This window comes from Pandoraea commovens, from assembly GCF_902459615.1.
GTDB lineage: Bacteria > Pseudomonadota > Gammaproteobacteria > Burkholderiales > Burkholderiaceae > Pandoraea > Pandoraea commovens.
This window is the reverse complement of record NZ_CABPSA010000002.1, coordinates 223,543-239,337: the sequence shown is the minus strand read 5'-3', so window position 1 is coordinate 239,337 and position 15,795 is coordinate 223,543. Positions and strand designations below refer to the sequence as shown.

The following is a 15,795-nucleotide window of genomic DNA, read 5'->3' as shown; positions in this document are numbered from 1 at the left end:
GGGAACGTTGCGCGGTTTCTGACGTCTGTTTGAGATTGGCTGTCGAAACGACGGAATTGGGGATAACGGGACAGTCCCCTCGGGAAGGATTTGTAAGATGTCGCTTCCCGATTCCGGCGAGACGACGGGAACCGGCAGCAGAACAATGCTTCCAAACCTGAGATTCGGCGAGCGGCACTACATCTGTAACACTTTGTAATTGCTCTGTTCCGGTGCCCGCTCGATAGGCAAAGTACGATCCAGACATCCCTTGCATAAGTCCCCTGAAATTTTTTGCAAGGATGCCTAAAGTTCGGCAAAAGTCCGCCGAAATACAGTCAAGTAGTAGAGCGCAGCTTCGTGACATCTTCATGAAGCCGTCACACTCTGTCATCGAACGTTCCCCCCGAGCGCGTCGTAGGATCCCTGCGCGCCGCTCATGTAGGAAAAATTCCTACAATAAACTTCCGCTTTTCTCGCCCCTTTCTGTAGTTTTTCTCCGATTTCTTTATCTTTCGCCCTTGTCCACAATGCGAGGGAATAGACAGTAGTACCGCCAGATTCATCCATTGCGCCGGGGGGCCGCATGCGAAACAGCGAAACACTGAACGAGATTCGTGAGTTGAATCTCTCCTACCTAGTCCTGGCTCAGCGCCTGATCCGTGAGGATCGCGCGGCGGCAATGTTCCGCCTGGGCATCAGCGACCAGCTTGCCGACGTGCTCGGCAGTCTCACACTGGCTCAGCTCGTAAAGTTCGCGGGGTCGAACCAGCTTCTGTGCCGATTTCGATTCGACGACCACGTGATTCTTTCGACCCTTACGCACGGTGCGAAAGACGTGGGTATGCAGCAGTCACACGCTTCGATTTTGCTCGCGGGTCAGCCCGTCGAGCAGATCGGCTGAGCGTACGACATACGCGACGCACGCCTCGCGCAGCCTGATGTCATCGGGGCCGCGCTTGGCGTGATTTGCCAGGAAGCCTGTATATGCGTACCAAAAGCGTCGTCCTCGAGGCCCGCGAAATTCAGCTGGCCATCGAGCTGATCGAACTCGGCGCCCGCCTCCAGTTGCTGGAAGCGGAGACGAGCCTGAGCCGTGATCGACTCATCAAACTCTACAAAGAGCTCAAAGGCGCTTCGCCGCCCAAGGGCATGCTGCCGTTCTCGACCGACTGGTTCGTGACGTGGCTGCCGAACATCCACTCGTCGCTTTTCCACAACATCTACCGCCACCTCGTGCAATACGGCGGATGCCAGGGCATCGAAGCCATCGTCAAGGCTTACCGCCTGTACCTGGAGCATGTGGAGTTGCACGGTTGGGAAGCGGTGCTCGGATTCACGCGCGCGTGGACGCTCGTTCGCTTCTTCGACAGCAAGATGCTGCAGATGACGCCGTGCACCCGCTGCGGCGGCCACTTCGTCACGCACGCGCACGAGCCGCATGGCCAGTACGTTTGCGGACTGTGCGCGCCGCCGTCGCGCGCCGGAAAGACCCGGAAAGCGAAGCACGCACATGCCGCCGATCTCGCGCCCGCCGTGGCGTCGGGTGAGCCGGATGCCGCGATTTCGCCGTTAGCCGCCTGAACGGAGCCTTCCTCACCGAGCGTATCGAGGTAATCCCGCCCCTACAGTTTCCCTGCGTGTCTGCCGTTAAGCCCTCTGAACAGGAAGGACAATTTTCCGTAGACGTATTTTTGCGAGAGGTATCCGGCAGTGCTTGTCGTCATTGGTTACATCATCGTTCTGGCATCGGTCTTTGGCGGCTTCGTCATTGGCGGGGGCCACTTGGGCGCGCTGTTTCAGCCGACCGAGCTGCTGATCATCGGTGGCGCGGGCGTCGGCTCGTTCGTGGTGGGCAACAACAGCAAGGCGATCAAAGCGACGATGAAAGCGCTGCCGATGCTGTTCAAGGGCTCGAAATACACCAAAGAGCTGTACATGGAGCTGATGGCGCTCCTGTACGTGCTGCTCGCGAAAGCGCGTAAGGACGGCATGCTTGCCATCGAGGGAGACGTCGAAGATCCGGCATCGAGCCCGGTGTTCTCGCAATACCCGCGCATTCTCGGCGAGCCGCGCATCATGGAATTCCTCACTGACTATCTGCGACTGATGGTCAGCGGCAACATGAATGCATTCGAGATCGAGAACCTGATGGATCACGAAATCGAAACGTACCGTCACGAGGGCGAAGTGCCCGCGCACTGTCTGCAAAAAACGGGTGACGCCATGCCGGCCTTCGGTATCGTGGCGGCCGTGATGGGCGTGGTGCACACGATGGCTTCGGCCGACCAGCCGCCGGCCGTGCTCGGTGCCCTGATCGCACAGGCCCTCGTAGGGACCTTCCTCGGCATTCTGCTCGCCTACGGTTTTATCTCGCCGCTGGCGCAGCTCATCGAACACCGGATCAACGAATCGGTGAAGCTCTACGAGTGCATCAAGGTCACGCTGCTCGCCAGCCTGAACGGTTACGCACCGGCCCTGTCGGTCGAGTTCGGCCGCAAGGTGCTTTATTCCACCGTACGTCCGTCGTTCGCCGAGCTCGAAGAGCACGTGCGACAGGTCAAGGCACGTTGACGGGCGCGAGAAATGAGCGAGAAAGACGAGCGGCCCATTATCGTCAAGCGCCGCAAAGCCGGCGGGCACGGCCACCACGGCGGTGCGTGGAAGATTGCCTATGCCGACTTCATGACGGCCATGATGGCGTTCTTCCTGCTGATGTGGTTGCTGAGTTCGGTGACCAGCAAGGAACTGACGGGGATCGCCGAATACTTCCGCACGCCGCTCAAGGTGGCGCTCACGGGGGGGCGTAACGCCGCCGACAACAGCGGCGTGATTCCCGGCGGCGGCACCGACACCACACGCACCGACGGTCAGAAGTCGCGCGGCGACCAGACGCGCTCGCGTCAGGCGACCACCGCCGAGATGGCCGAGCGTGCCGATGCACAACGTTTGCGCGATCTCAAAGCGCGTATCGAGAAAGCGATCGAAAGTAACCCCACGCTCAAACAGTTCCGCAAGCAACTGCTGATCGACGTGACGACCGAGGGGCTGCGCATCCAGATCGTGGACGATCAGAACCGGCCGATGTTCGCCAATGCGAGTGCGCAGGTGCAGCCGTATATGCGCGACATCCTGCGTGAAATCGGCAAGTCGCTCAACGGTGTGCCCAACAGCATCAGCTTGTCCGGCCACACCGACGCTACGGCGTACGCGCAGGGCGACAAGAGCTACAGCAACTGGGAACTGTCGGCGGACCGCGCGAACGCGTCGCGTCGCGAACTGATCGCAGGCGGGCTCGATGGCGAGAAGGTGCTGCGCGTGGTGGGCCTGGCCTCCACGGTGCCGCTCGATCGCGACGACGCCTACAACCCGATCAACCGTCGCATCAGCATCGTCGTGCTCAACCGCCGCGCAGAGCAGTCGGTCAAGCACGAGGTGGATCAGCCGACGATCGACGCCGCAAACGCGCGCGGCGCAGGCAGCAACGCGGTGAGTGCCGCCATGAGTGGCGAGATGTCTGGCGGGCCGGCCATGCCGGGATTGCCCCCGCTGCCAGCACCTCCGGCGGCCCCGACGGCGCCCGGCGCGTCGCGATAACCGACAAGAGGAGACGCATGCAGGCCCTTCGCAACACGATTCTCGCCGTCGACGATTCCGCGTCGATGCGTCAGATCCTGGCGGCCACGCTCGATGAAGCCGGCTACGCCGTGACGACCGCCCGCGACGGGCAGGAAGCGCTGACGCTCGCCACGAACGCGGTCTTCGATCTGGTGCTGACCGATCAGCACATGCCCGGCATGGACGGCTTGTCGCTCATTCGCGCGCTGCGCGAGCTCGACGCGTTTGCCGAGACCCCCATTCTGGTGCTGACGACGGAAGTCGACGGCGCATACAAGACGGCGGCCCGCGAAGCGGGCGCCAGCGGCTGGCTGATCAAGCCGGTCGACCCCGAAGCACTGGTCGACGTGGTCGCATCGCTCGTCGGCGAAGGCGCATGACGATGAAGTCGATGGCGTCGATGGCACAACCAAGTTAGGACGAGGAAACCGGTGGATATCACCCAGTTCTACCAGACCTTTTTCGATGAAGCGGAAGAGTTGCTCGCAGAGATGGAGCACCTCCTGCTTGCGCTCGATGTAAGCGCGCCCGATAACGAGCAACTCAACGCGATCTTCCGGGCCGCACATTCGATCAAGGGCGGCGCCGCGACGTTCGGCTTCACCGCGCTCACCGAGACCACGCACCTGCTGGAGAACCTGCTCGACCGCGCCCGTCGCGGCGAATTGCAGTTGCGCACCGAGATGGTCGACACCTTCCTGGAAACCAAAGACGTGTTGCATCAACAGTTGAATGCCTACCGCGCCTCCAGTGAACCCGATGCCGAGGCCATGAAGCGCATCTGCGCCGTGCTCCAGCAACTCGCCGCCGAAGGCGACGGTGCGCCGGTGTCCGCCGCGCCGACCTCGCCCTTCGCACCGCCCCCGGCGGCGGCGCCTGCGCCCGCACCTGCGGCGCCGACAGCGGAAGCGGCCCCGGCCGTCGACGCCAGCGGTGCGCCGACCAGCGACATCCCGCCGGGTCAGAAGCGCTTGAAAGTCACGCTCTCCGGTGTGGGCGAAAAAGATCAGGCGTTGCTCGCGGAAGAACTGGGCAACCTCGGCGCCGTTGCCGGTCGCAATACCGTGGGCGACGCACTGCACCTGTGGCTCGACACCACCTGCGACGCCGACGACATCCTCGCCGTGTGCTGCTTCGTGATCGAACCGTCGCAGATCGACGTGCAGGACGCGTCCGCCGTTGCTGCCGCACCCGCCGCACCAGCTGCGCCAGCGGTTGCACCGGCTGCTCCGGCCGCGCCAGTTCAAACCGTCGAAATCTTCGAACCGGCACCCGCTCCGGCCCCGGCGGCTTCGGCACCCATCGAAGTCCCGGCCGCAGCCGCACCGGCAGCACCGCAAGCCGTCGTGCCGCCGGCCGCCGCCGAACCGATCGTCGTTCCGCCTGCTGTCCCGCAAGCCGCCTCGGGCGGTGGTGGTGCGCAGCATCCGCCGGAGAAGCGTGCCGCAGCACCCGCCGCAGGCGGCGCTGCCGGTCACGAGAACAGCTCGATTCGCGTGGGCGTGGAGAAGGTCGACCAGCTCATCAACCTCGTGGGCGAACTGGTGATTACGCAGGCCATGCTCGCGCAGACCGCAAGCAGCCTCGACCCGATGCTCCACGACCGCCTGTTCAACGGCATGGGTCAGCTGGAGCGCAACGCGCGCGACCTGCAAGAAGCGGTGATGTCCATCCGCATGATGCCGATGGACTACGTGTTCTCGCGCTTCCCGCGTCTGGTGCGCGATCTCGCGACCAAGCTCGGCAAGCAGATCGAACTCGTGACGTTCGGTCAGGCGACCGAACTCGACAAGAGCCTGATCGAGCGCATCATCGATCCGCTCACGCACCTGGTGCGTAACAGTCTCGATCACGGCATCGAAACGACGGAACAGCGTCTGGCTTCGGGCAAAGACCCGGTCGGTCAGCTGGTGCTGTCGGCTGCGCATCAGGGCGGCAACATCGTGATCGAAGTGAGCGACGACGGCGCAGGCCTGCGCCGCGAGAAGATTCTCGCCAAGGCGCAGCAGCAAGGCATGAACGTGTCCGAGTCGATGGCGGACGAGGAAGTGTGGCAACTGATCTTTGCGCCGGGCTTCTCTACCGCCGAAGCCGTGACCGACGTGTCGGGCCGTGGCGTGGGCATGGACGTCGTGAAGCGAAACATCCAGCAGATGGGCGGCCACGTGGAGATTCTGTCCACGCGCGGCAAGGGCACCACGATCCGCATCGTGCTGCCGCTCACGCTCGCGATTCTCGACGGCATGTCCGTCAAGGTCGGCCCGGAGATCTTCATCCTGCCGCTGAACTTTGTGATGGAGTCGCTGCAACCGCGTCGCGACGATATCCGCGCGGTGACGGGCGAAGGCCAGGTCGTGCTGGTGCGCGGCGAGTATCTGCCGCTCGTCGAGCTGTACCGCGCGTTCGAAGTGCCCGAGGCGCGCCTCGATCCGACGCAGGGCATCATCGTGATCCTCCAGGCCGAAGGCCGCCGCTTCGCGCTGCTCGTCGACGAGTTGGTCGGTCAGCAGCAAGTCGTGGTGAAGAACCTCGAAACCAATTACCGCCGTATTCACGGTATTTCCGCCGCCACCATCATGGGTGACGGCAGTGTGGCATTGATCGTCGATGTGGCGGCGCTCCAGCGCGGCCAGCGCTCGGCCGCTGCCACCATCTTCAACTGAAGTCGGAGACGCGTTAGATGGACAACCTTTCGCAAGAGCAGGCCGTGTCGCGCCACGCAGGCGCCATGCAGACCGATGGCGACGGTCAGGAATTTCTCGTCTTCACGCTGGGTGAAGAGGAATACGGCATCGACATCCTGAAGGTGCAGGAAATTCGCGGCTACGACGCCGTCACCCGCATCGCGAACGCGCCCGAGTTCATCAAGGGCGTGATCAACCTGCGCGGCATCATCGTGCCGATCGTGGACATGCGCATCAAGTTCCGTCTGGGCCGCGTCGAGTACGACACGCAGACGGTCGTGATCATTCTGAACGTAGCGGGCCGCGTGGTCGGCATGGTGGTCGACGGCGTGTCGGACGTGCTTACGCTCGCACGCGGCGAGATCAAGCCCGCACCGGAGTTCGGCGCACAACTGGCGACCGAATACATCACGGGTCTGGGCACGGTCGAAGGCCGCATGCTGATCCTGATGGACATCGAAAAGCTGATGACCAGCGACGACATGGCGCTCATCGAGCGTCTGGGGAGCTAAGCCCGGCTGCGACATTGCCGACGTCGCCCATGTCGGCAGAGTTGCTCATGTACTAACCGCAGGCGGGGCCGAGACACCCGCCGCGTCACCCTTACAGACATAACCCACTCACCCAGTCCACGGAGACCGAGCACGTGCGCGATAACCAGCCCGTCACCCAAAACGAATTCGTCATCGGCGAGCATCAGTATCTGATCTCTCGGACGGATCTCAAGGGGCGGATCACGTATGCCAATCCCGCCTTCGTGGAGGTGAGTGGCTATTCGCGTGATGAACTGCTGGGGGCGCCGCACAACATCGTTCGACATCCCGACATGCCCTCCGAGGCGTTCGGCGATCTGTGGGAGACGATCAAGCGCGGCGACACGTGGACCGGGCTGGTCAAGAACCGCCGCAAGAACGGCGACTTCTACTGGGTGCTGGCCACCGTCACGCCGACGCTCGAAAACAACGCCGTCGTCGGCTACACGTCCGTGCGCGTGCGCCCGGCTGCGGGTGCTACGGCACAGGCCGAAGCGATCTACGCCCGCTTCCGTAACGGACAGGCGGGCAATCTGCGCATTCGCGGCGGTCAGGTCGAGCGCGGCGGCATTGCAGCGCTCGCGCGCCGTGTGCGTCTCGACACGCTGCGCGCACGCCTGACCGGCATCATCGTGCTCGGTGCGATCCTGCTCGCCATCGTCGGTGGCCTGGGGCTGTGGGGCGTGTCGAGCAGCAACGACAAGCTGTTGAAGGTGTACCGCAACGGCATGGTGCCGGTGAGCACGCTCGGCGTCATCGGTCAGAAGCTCGACCGCGACGTGTTGCTGGTCGCCGAAGCCGTCGGCAGTCCGAATCTCGACGCGATGAAGCGCGCCGGTGACGAAATCGCGGGCAGCCTCGACGAAATCAACCGCCAGTGGGCGGAGTACATGAAGACGGTCGACGACAGCACGCGTGCGCAAGCCGAGCGCTTCGACGTGATTCGTCAGCGCTTTACGTCCGACGGCTTGTTGCAGACGGTCGAGATGCTGCGCGTCGGTTCGGCCGAAGGCGCACAACAGACGTACCTCGAAAAAGTGAAACCGGCCTACGGGCCGATGCGCGACGAGCTGAACGCGCTGACGCGTCTCGAACTCACGCAGGCGACCGATCTGTATCAGCAGTCGCAGAAAGAACACACGATCGTGCGTGCGGCGACGGTCGTCGCAGTGCTGGGCGGCATCGTCGTGCTGTTCTTGCTGGGCAGCATCCTGCGTCGTGCGATCAACCATCCGCTGCGCGTCGCACTCGGTATGTCGAAGCAGATCGCGGCGGGCGACCTCACCGGCAAGGCCGAAGGCGTGGGCCGCGACGAAATCGGCCAGTTGCTGTTCGGCCTGTCGGTCATGAAGAACAGCCTGCTGTCCATCGTCTCCGATGTGCGCGAAGGCATCGAATCGATCAACATCGCCTCGCGTGAAATCGCCGCAGGCAACACGGATCTGTCGGCGCGTACCGAACAACAGGCGGCGTCGCTGGAGCAGACGGCGTCGTCGATGGAGCAGCTGACGGCCACCGTCAAGCAGAACGCCGACAACGCCCGTCAGGCCAGCGCGATGGCCGTGAACGCCTCGGAGATCGCTGCACGTGGCGGTCAGGTGGTGGGCAACGTCGTCGACACGATGCAAGGCATCTCGACGAGCTCGCACAAGATCGTCGACATCATCAGCGTGATCGAAGGCATTGCGTTCCAGACGAACATTTTGGCGCTGAACGCCGCCGTGGAAGCGGCGCGTGCGGGCGAGCAGGGACGTGGCTTCGCTGTGGTCGCAGGCGAAGTGCGCACGCTGGCACAGCGTAGCGCGGCCGCCGCGAAGGAAATCAAGGTGCTCATCGAAGATTCGGTGGGACGCGTGGAAAACGGCTCGTCCCTCGTGGCGCAAGCTGGTCAGACGATGAACGAGATCGTGCAGGCCGTGCAGCGCGTCACCGACATCATGGGCGAGATCTCGGCCGCATCGGCCGAGCAGTCGAGCGGCATCGAACAGGTCAACCGCGCCGTGACGCAGATGGACGAAGTGACGCAGCAGAACGCGGCGCTCGTGGAAGAAGCGGCGGCAGCGGCGGGATCGCTGGAAGATCAGGCGCATCGTCTGCGCGACGCCGTGTCCGTCTTCCGGGTGGGCGACGCGCTTCAGGCCGCTGGCGCACCGACGGTGCGCCGCGTGGCGAACGGTGCAGGGCAGCAAGTTCAGCAAACGCAAGCCACGGCCGCTGTGCGTCAGGCGGTCGCGAAGCCGGTGGCAGCAGCGTCAGCGGCACCGGTAGCCGCACAGAACAACGCCTGCGCCGCGCCTGCTCGCGCAAGCGCTGGCGGCGCTGCCACGCGAACGGCTACGCGCCGTCCGCAGGCCAGCGCACCCGCAGCCAACGCACAAGAAGATGCGCAGGTGCTGCAACTGGCGGCGCGCCGGGGCAAGGCACAGCCCGACGGCGCGACGGGGTCGTCTTCGAATACGAAGTCGAGCAACGCGGCGAGCGACCCGGGCGACTGGGAAGAGTTTTGACGGTTTGTTGGTGCAAAGAGACGAGATTGTTGTGATGGATCAACCGGCTACGGGCCGGTCTTCACGGGGTAGAGGTCGTTATGTTTAAGAATGTCACCATCCGGGCGCGGCTTACGCTGGCGCTGGGACTCTTCATGGTGCTGCTGGTCGTGGGCGCTGCGGTGGGTCTCGTCTCGCTGCGACAGAGCAATGCGTCGCTGCAAGAGATCTACACGAACGACATGGCATCGGCGCGATCGCTGGCACAGACCACGATCTCGACGTTGGGCGCACGCGTGACGCTCTCGCGCATCGAGTTCATCGCCGATCCGACTGAGATCAAGTCGGCGATCGACAGTGTGCGCAACAACCTCAAGAAGGCCGACGATTCGTGGGCAAGCTACGCCGCTTTGCCGATGAACGACGGCGAGAAGGCACTCGCCGACGCCGTCATCGCGGCACGCGGCAAGGTCAACAACGACGGCATCCTCCCCGCGCTCAAGGCCATCGAATCGGGCGACATCCCCGACTTCCATGCCAAGACGGTGATGGACGTGCCGCGCCTGTTCGCCGACTACACGAAAGCGATGACCGCGCTGGCCGACTTGCAGGTCAAGAACGCCGAAGACCGTTATCTGGCCGCACAGGCCCGCTACACGATGGTGATGTGGATGGTCGGCATCGGTCTGGGCCTCGGCCTGATCGTCGGCATCATCACGCAGATCACGCTCACGCGCGCCATCGTCGGCCCGATCGACGACGCGATCCGTCACTTCGAGAAGATCGCCGGTGGCGACCTCACGCAACGCATCGACGTGTGGAACGAGACCGAGACGGGACGCCTGTTCAAGGGCGTAAAGCACATGCAGGACAGTCTTGTGCGCACCGTGGCGGAAGTTCGCTCGGGCACCGAGTCGATTACGTCGGCGGCACAGCAGATTGCCGCAGGCAACACCGACTTGTCGGCACGCACCGAACAGCAGGCCGCATCGCTGGAAGAAACCGCGTCGTCGATGGAGCAACTCACGGCGACCGTGCGCCAGAACGCGGATAACGCGCGTCAGGCCAGCCAACTGGCGGTGAATGCTTCGGAAATCGCCACGCGTGGCGGTCAGGTCTCCGGCCAGGTCGGCGAGACGATGGACGGCATTTCGACCAGCTCGAACAAGATTGTCGACATCATCAGCGTGATCGACGGCATCGCGTTCCAGACGAACATCCTCGCGCTGAACGCTGCGGTGGAAGCGGCGCGTGCAGGCGAACAAGGTCGCGGCTTCGCCGTGGTCGCGGGCGAAGTGCGCACGCTGGCACAGCGCAGCGCGGCCGCCGCGAAGGAAATCAAGGCGCTGATCGAAGACTCGTCGCGTCGCGTGCAGGACGGCACGGCGCTCGTCGCACAGCAAGGCCACACGATGAACGAGATCGTGCAGGCCGTGAAGCGCGTGACGGACATCATGGGCGAGATCTCGGCAGCGTCTGCCGAGCAGTCGAGCGGCATCGAGCAGGTCAACCGCGCGATCACGCAGATGGACGAAGTGACGCAGCAGAACGCTGCGTTGGTGGAAGAAGCGGCCGCGGCCGCCGGTTCGCTGGAAGAGCAGGCCAATCGTCTGAAGACGACGGTCTCGGTGTTCCGTGTGGACGCCAGCCAGGTCGCGACGGGCTACGCAGCCCCGGCGCTGGCGGCGCTCCCGTCGGCAGCCCCTGCCGCGCGCCCGACGCCGGTGAAGAAGAAGGCCGCAGCCCCCGCCGCATCGGCAGCACCGGCGTCGGCCGCTGCACCGAAGGCGGCGCCCGCACCGGCACCGCTGCGCAAGCCTGCACCGGCTGCTGCTGCACCGGCCGCTTCCCGCACGGGCACGGACGACGCAAACGGCGATTGGGAAACCTTCTGATCGTATGACGAGACGGTTGCCGTCGTGCCTCAATGCACGCGGCAACAAAGCAGTACCTATAGGAACGGTGCACGCACCTCGCCCGGCGACTCAGTACCGCCGGGCACCCCGAGGGGCGTGTCGGCAAGTGGCAACAATCGGTAAGACAAAGCCGTCGTGCGCACTGCATCTCATGCAGCGCCACGGCAGGCGGGTAGTGGAGGTCACATCATGATGCAGTTGAGTCTCAAGGCAAAACTCTGGTCGGCGCTTGCGCTTATGTGGCTGGGGCTTTTGATTCTCGGTGGCTGGGCTGCCTTTCACGAGCGCAGCACGATGATGTCGGAGCGGCGCGCGGCAGTGGAAAACGTCGTCACGAGTGCCGATGGCATTCTGCGCGACTACGCCGCGCAGGCAGCGGCCGGGAAGATCACCGTCGACGAGGCGAAACAACAGGCCATGGCGCGACTGAAAGTCATGCGCTACGGCGAAGGCGGCAACGGCTATCTGGTGATCTTCAACACCAAGCCGGTCGTCCTCATGCATCCGACACTCGCGGATCTGGTGAACAGAGACGTCTCCAACTACAAGGATACGAACGGCAAGCTGCTCTTCGTCGAAATGGCCCGTGTGGCCAAGGATAAGGGCACCGGCTTCGTCGACTACTACGGCCGTATCGCGGGCAGCGACAAGCGCATGGCCAAAGTCTCGTTCGTGAAATACTTCGCGCCCTGGGACTGGGGTCTGATGAGCGGCGTGTACGTGCAGGACGTCGATGAGGCGTTCTACGCCACGCTCATTCGCTTCGGCATTGCACTTCTGCTGATCGGCGGCATTGTGACGGCGGCGATGCTCGTGATCATCCGCAACGTACAGCGCAGCCTCGGTGGCGAGCCGGAGTACGCGGCGGGCATCGCGCATCGCATCGCCAGCGGCGATCTCCACAGCCGCGTGAACGTGGCCCCGGGCGACACGCACAGCCTGCTTTACGCCATGCAACGCATGCAGCACACGCTGGCCGAGACCATCTCGCAGATCCGTCAGGGGACCGAGTCGATCACCACGGCGGCGCACGAGATCGCGGCAGGCAACACCGATTTGTCGGCCCGTACCGAACAGCAGGCCGCGTCGCTGGAAGAAACCGCTTCGTCGATGGAGCAGCTCACGGCAACTGTGCGCCAGAACGCCGACAACGCGCGTCAGGCTAGCCAGTTGGCGGTGAATGCATCGGAAATCGCCACGCGTGGCGGCGAAGTCTCGGGGCAGGTCGGGGCGACGATGGACGGCATCTCCACTAGCTCGAACAAGATCGTCGACATCATCGCCGTGATTGACGGCATCGCTTTCCAGACGAACATCCTCGCGCTCAACGCCGCAGTGGAAGCGGCGCGTGCGGGCGAACAGGGTCGTGGTTTCGCCGTGGTCGCAGGCGAAGTGCGCACGCTGGCGCAGCGCAGCGCGTCGGCCGCCAAGGAAATCAAGGCGCTGATCGAAGACTCGTCGCGCCGCGTGCAGGACGGCACGGCGCTCGTGACGCGTCAGCGTCAGACCATGGAAGAGATCGTGCAGGCGGTCAAACGCGTGACGGACATCATGGGCGAGATCTCGGCGGCATCTGCCGAGCAGTCGAGCGGCATCGAACAGGTCAATCGCGCGGTGACGCAGATGGATGAGGTGACGCAGCAGAACGCGGCGCTCGTGGAAGAAGCGGCGGCTGCCGCCGGCGCGATGGAGTCGCAGGCGCAGGAGCTGCGCGCGGCCGTGTCCGTCTTCCAGACGAGCGCAGGGGCAGGTGCGGGGAGCGTGCATGCGATTGGCACGTCCCGGCGCGAGCCGGCGGCACAGCCGCTGGCCCGTGCGGCATAAGGCGGCATAAGACATAACCGCTGTCCGACGTAATTCGACGCAACCGAGACATCATGACCGATTCGCGCAACACCTCGCATCTGACGCGTCGCGGCGGCTCCGGCCCCGATGGCGACGCGGGTTCGCGCAGCGCGGATTTCGCGCGCGCCAGTGGCGCCGCCCTGTCGGGCGAGCGCGACTTTGCGTTCTCGCTGGCCGACTTCAGCCGTATTCGCAATCTGATCTACCAGCGCGCCGGGATTGCGCTGGCGGAGCACAAGCGCGAAATGGTCTATAGCCGCATCGCGCGACGTCTGCGTGCGCTGGGCATGACGAGCTTTACCGAATACCTCGACATGCTCGAAGCCGACACCGGCGACAGCGAGTGGGAGTCGTTCACCAACGCGCTGACGACGAACCTCACGTCGTTCTTTCGCGAGTCGCACCATTTCCCGCTGCTCGCCGATTTCGTGCGCAATCGCCCCAAGCCGATCTCGGTGTGGTGCTGCGCGGCGTCGACCGGCGAAGAGCCGTATTCGATCGCGATGACGCTGGTCGACACGCTCGGCTCGCGCCCCAACGCCACGGTGCTGGCCACCGACGTCGACACGCAGGTCCTGGCCCGCGCGTCGGCCGCCGTCTACAACGGCGAGCAGACCGGCAAGATCTCGCAGGAACAGCTGCGCAAGCATTTCCTGCGCGGCACAGGTGCGAACTCGGGGAAGATCAAGGTGCGTCCCGAATTGCAGCAACTGGTGACGTTCGAGCCGCTCAACCTGCTCGCACCGTCGTGGCAGATCGGCGGGCCGTTCGACGTGATCTTCTGCCGCAACGTGATGATCTATTTCGACAAGGCCACGCAGGCGCGCATTCTCGAGCGCTTCGTCCCCTTGCTCAAACCGGACGGCCTGCTGTTCGCCGGGCATTCGGAGAACTTCACTTATGTAAGCCGGGCGTTCCGTCTGCGTGGTCAGACGGTGTACGAACTGGCAGGCGCTGGAGCACGGGGAGCCTGACATGGCAGCACAGCCATTGGCCGAAGCACTCGCGACCAACCACTACTTCGACAATGCGTTCAATACGCAGGCGGTGAAGCTGCTGCCGTCGGAGTATTTCGTCACGACCGAAGACATCATGCTCGTGACGGTGCTCGGTTCGTGCGTGGCCGCCTGCGTGCGTGACAGCGTCACCGGCATCGGCGGCATGAACCACTTCATGCTGCCGGACGATGGCGAGAGCGAGCGCGATCGGCTACTCTCTGCGTCCATGCGCTATGGCGCATACGCGATGGAAATGCTCATCAACGAGCTGATCAAGCTCGGCGCACGGCGCGAGCGTCTGGAGGCGAAGGTCTTCGGCGGCGGCGCGGTGCTCGCGGGCATGACCACCCTGAATATCGGCGATCGCAACGCGAACTTCGTGTTGCGCTATCTCGAGATGGAGCAGATTCGCGTGACGGCGCAGGATCTGCTCGGGCCGCATCCGCGCAAGGTGTGCTTTTTGCCGCGCACCGGGCGGGTGATGGTCAAGAAGCTGGGCGACCGGGGCGATCCGGCCATCGCCCAGCGGGAACAGGCGTACGCGCAGCGTCTGCGCGCACGCGAAGTACGGGGCTCCGTAGAACTCTTTGCGCCACCGGCCAGAAATGCCAAGCCTCGGCCGGGGCCTGACAACCGAAAAATGGAGGAGGCTTGAGCGAACCAATCAAAGTCCTGTGCGTGGACGATTCCGCACTTGTGCGCAGCCTGATGACCGAGATCATCAATGCGCATCCGGACATGACCGTAGTGGCGACCGCACCCGACCCGCTTGTGGCGCGCGATCTGATCAAGCAGCACAACCCGGACGTGCTCACGCTCGACGTCGAAATGCCGCGCATGGACGGGCTGGACTTCCTTGAGAAGCTCATGCGCCTGCGCCCGATGCCGGTGCTCATGGTGTCGTCGCTGACCGAGCGTGGCTCGGAAGTCACGATGCGTGCGCTCGAACTCGGCGCGGTCGATTTCGTGACGAAGCCGCGACTGGGTATTCGTGACGGCATGCTCGAATACGGCGAGATGATCGCCGACAAAATTCGTGCGGCCGCCCGTGCCCGTGTGCGCAGCGCCCCGCCCAAGAGCGCGGCCCCGGTGGCGGTGGAAGCCGCGCCGATGCTGCGCAATCCGCTCGTGTCGACGGAAAAGCTGATCATCATCGGCGCGTCGACGGGTGGCACGGAAGCGATTCGCGAAGTGCTCGTGCCGATGCCGCCGGACGCACCGGCGATTCTCATCACGCAGCACATGCCGGCGGGCTTCACCAAGTCGTTTGCGCAACGCCTGAACGGGCTGTGCCGCATTACGGTGAAGGAAGCCGAGCACGGTGAGCGTGTGTTGCCGGGCCACGCCTACATTGCACCGGGCGGCGACACCCACCTGCAACTCTCGCGCAGCGGCGCGAACTACGTGGCACTGCTCGATCCGGCACCGCCGGTGAATCGACATCGTCCGTCGGTCGATGTATTGTTTCGCTCCGCGGCCGTGCATGCCGGACGTAACGCCATCGGCGTGATTCTCACGGGCATGGGCCGCGACGGTGCGGCCGGTCTGGTCGAGATGCGCCGTGCCGGTGCGCACACGTTCGCGCAGGACGAAGCGAGCTGCATCGTGTTCGGCATGCCGCGCGAAGCCATTGCCATGGGCGGCGCCGAGGAAGTGGTGCCGCTGCACGAGATGGCCCGAAAAGTGCTTCATCAGGTCGCGAAATTCGGCGAACGCACGCAACGGGTATAGTTCGG

General features: G+C 64.1%; 13 protein-coding genes. All 13 read left to right on the top strand.

The window, feature by feature from the left end:
• Nucleotides 1–565: 565 nt before the first annotated feature.
• The 13 genes from flhD to PCO31010_RS07270 all read left to right on the top strand — a co-directional run bounded on the left by flhD (nucleotide 566) and on the right by PCO31010_RS07270 (nucleotide 15,790).
• A complete protein-coding gene (gene flhD, locus PCO31010_RS07330; protein ID WP_010807753.1) occupies nucleotides 566–883 on the top strand; it encodes a flagellar transcriptional regulator FlhD in 318 nt (105 codons plus the stop codon).
• Nucleotides 884–966: 83 nt separating this feature from the next.
• Nucleotides 967–1,563, top strand: a complete 597-nt coding sequence (flhC, locus tag PCO31010_RS07325) for a flagellar transcriptional regulator FlhC (protein ID WP_150663688.1) — start codon at nucleotides 967–969, stop codon at nucleotides 1,561–1,563.
• A 129-nt stretch (nucleotides 1,564–1,692) separates the two neighbouring features.
• Nucleotides 1,693–2,553 carry a flagellar motor stator protein MotA gene (gene motA, locus PCO31010_RS07320; protein ID WP_023598342.1) on the top strand — a complete coding sequence of 287 codons (861 nt, stop codon included), beginning with the start codon at nucleotides 1,693–1,695 and terminating at the stop codon, nucleotides 2,551–2,553.
• A 12-nt stretch (nucleotides 2,554–2,565) separates the two neighbouring features.
• Nucleotides 2,566–3,576 (top strand): flagellar motor protein MotB, encoded by a 1,011-nt coding sequence (gene motB / locus PCO31010_RS07315; protein ID WP_150663687.1) that lies wholly within the window; start codon nucleotides 2,566–2,568, stop codon nucleotides 3,574–3,576.
• Nucleotides 3,577–3,593: 17 nt separating this feature from the next.
• Entirely contained in the window at nucleotides 3,594–3,977 is a 384-nt protein-coding gene (locus tag PCO31010_RS07310) for a response regulator (protein WP_039394084.1), read from the top strand.
• 51 nt (nucleotides 3,978–4,028) lie between these two features.
• A complete protein-coding gene (cheA, locus tag PCO31010_RS07305) occupies nucleotides 4,029–6,260 on the top strand; it encodes a chemotaxis protein CheA (RefSeq protein WP_150663686.1) in 2,232 nt (743 codons plus the stop codon).
• A gap of 17 nt (nucleotides 6,261–6,277) precedes the next feature.
• Nucleotides 6,278–6,793, top strand: coding sequence for a chemotaxis protein CheW (locus PCO31010_RS07300; protein WP_039394078.1), 516 nt, complete (start codon nucleotides 6,278–6,280; stop codon nucleotides 6,791–6,793).
• Nucleotides 6,794–6,927: 134 nt separating this feature from the next.
• On the top strand, nucleotides 6,928–9,321 hold the full coding sequence (locus PCO31010_RS27070) for a methyl-accepting chemotaxis protein (protein ID WP_150663685.1): 2,394 nt from the start codon (nucleotides 6,928–6,930) through the stop codon (nucleotides 9,319–9,321).
• Nucleotides 9,322–9,401: 80 nt separating this feature from the next.
• Nucleotides 9,402–11,195, top strand: coding sequence for a methyl-accepting chemotaxis protein (locus tag PCO31010_RS07290; protein WP_150663684.1), 1,794 nt, complete (start codon nucleotides 9,402–9,404; stop codon nucleotides 11,193–11,195).
• A 210-nt stretch (nucleotides 11,196–11,405) separates the two neighbouring features.
• Entirely contained in the window at nucleotides 11,406–13,040 is a 1,635-nt protein-coding gene (locus PCO31010_RS07285; protein WP_150663683.1) for a methyl-accepting chemotaxis protein, read from the top strand.
• 53 nt (nucleotides 13,041–13,093) lie between these two features.
• The gene (locus PCO31010_RS07280) at nucleotides 13,094–14,035 is read left to right on the top strand and encodes a CheR family methyltransferase (RefSeq protein ID WP_150663682.1); all 942 of its coding nucleotides are present in this window, start codon (nucleotides 13,094–13,096) and stop codon (nucleotides 14,033–14,035) included.
• 1 nt (nucleotide 14,036) lies between these two features.
• The gene (gene cheD / locus PCO31010_RS07275; protein ID WP_150663681.1) at nucleotides 14,037–14,714 is read left to right on the top strand and encodes a chemoreceptor glutamine deamidase CheD; all 678 of its coding nucleotides are present in this window, start codon (nucleotides 14,037–14,039) and stop codon (nucleotides 14,712–14,714) included.
• The gene (locus PCO31010_RS07270) at nucleotides 14,711–15,790 is read left to right on the top strand and encodes a protein-glutamate methylesterase/protein-glutamine glutaminase (protein ID WP_039394065.1); all 1,080 of its coding nucleotides are present in this window, start codon (nucleotides 14,711–14,713) and stop codon (nucleotides 15,788–15,790) included. The genes cheD and PCO31010_RS07270 overlap by 4 nt, the downstream gene beginning before the upstream one ends.
• Nucleotides 15,791–15,795: the final 5 nt, after the last annotated feature.

What these genes read in the sequence shown, in the direction of transcription:
- PCO31010_RS07300 (WP_039394078.1), top strand. Translation starts at nt 6,278, where the DNA reads ATGGACAACCTTTCGCAAGAGCAGGCCGTGTCGCGCCACGCAGGCGCC.
- flhD (WP_010807753.1), top strand. Translation starts at nt 566, where the DNA reads ATGCGAAACAGCGAAACACTGAACGAGATTCGTGAGTTGAATCTCTCC.
- PCO31010_RS07280 (WP_150663682.1), top strand. Translation starts at nt 13,094, where the DNA reads ATGACCGATTCGCGCAACACCTCGCATCTGACGCGTCGCGGCGGCTCC.
- flhC (WP_150663688.1), top strand. Translation starts at nt 967, where the DNA reads ATGCGTACCAAAAGCGTCGTCCTCGAGGCCCGCGAAATTCAGCTGGCC.
- PCO31010_RS07310 (WP_039394084.1), top strand. Translation starts at nt 3,594, where the DNA reads ATGCAGGCCCTTCGCAACACGATTCTCGCCGTCGACGATTCCGCGTCG.
- PCO31010_RS07285 (WP_150663683.1), top strand. Translation starts at nt 11,406, where the DNA reads ATGATGCAGTTGAGTCTCAAGGCAAAACTCTGGTCGGCGCTTGCGCTT.
- motB (WP_150663687.1), top strand. Translation starts at nt 2,566, where the DNA reads ATGAGCGAGAAAGACGAGCGGCCCATTATCGTCAAGCGCCGCAAAGCC.
- PCO31010_RS07290 (WP_150663684.1), top strand. Translation starts at nt 9,402, where the DNA reads ATGTTTAAGAATGTCACCATCCGGGCGCGGCTTACGCTGGCGCTGGGA.
- cheD (WP_150663681.1), top strand. Translation starts at nt 14,037, where the DNA reads ATGGCAGCACAGCCATTGGCCGAAGCACTCGCGACCAACCACTACTTC.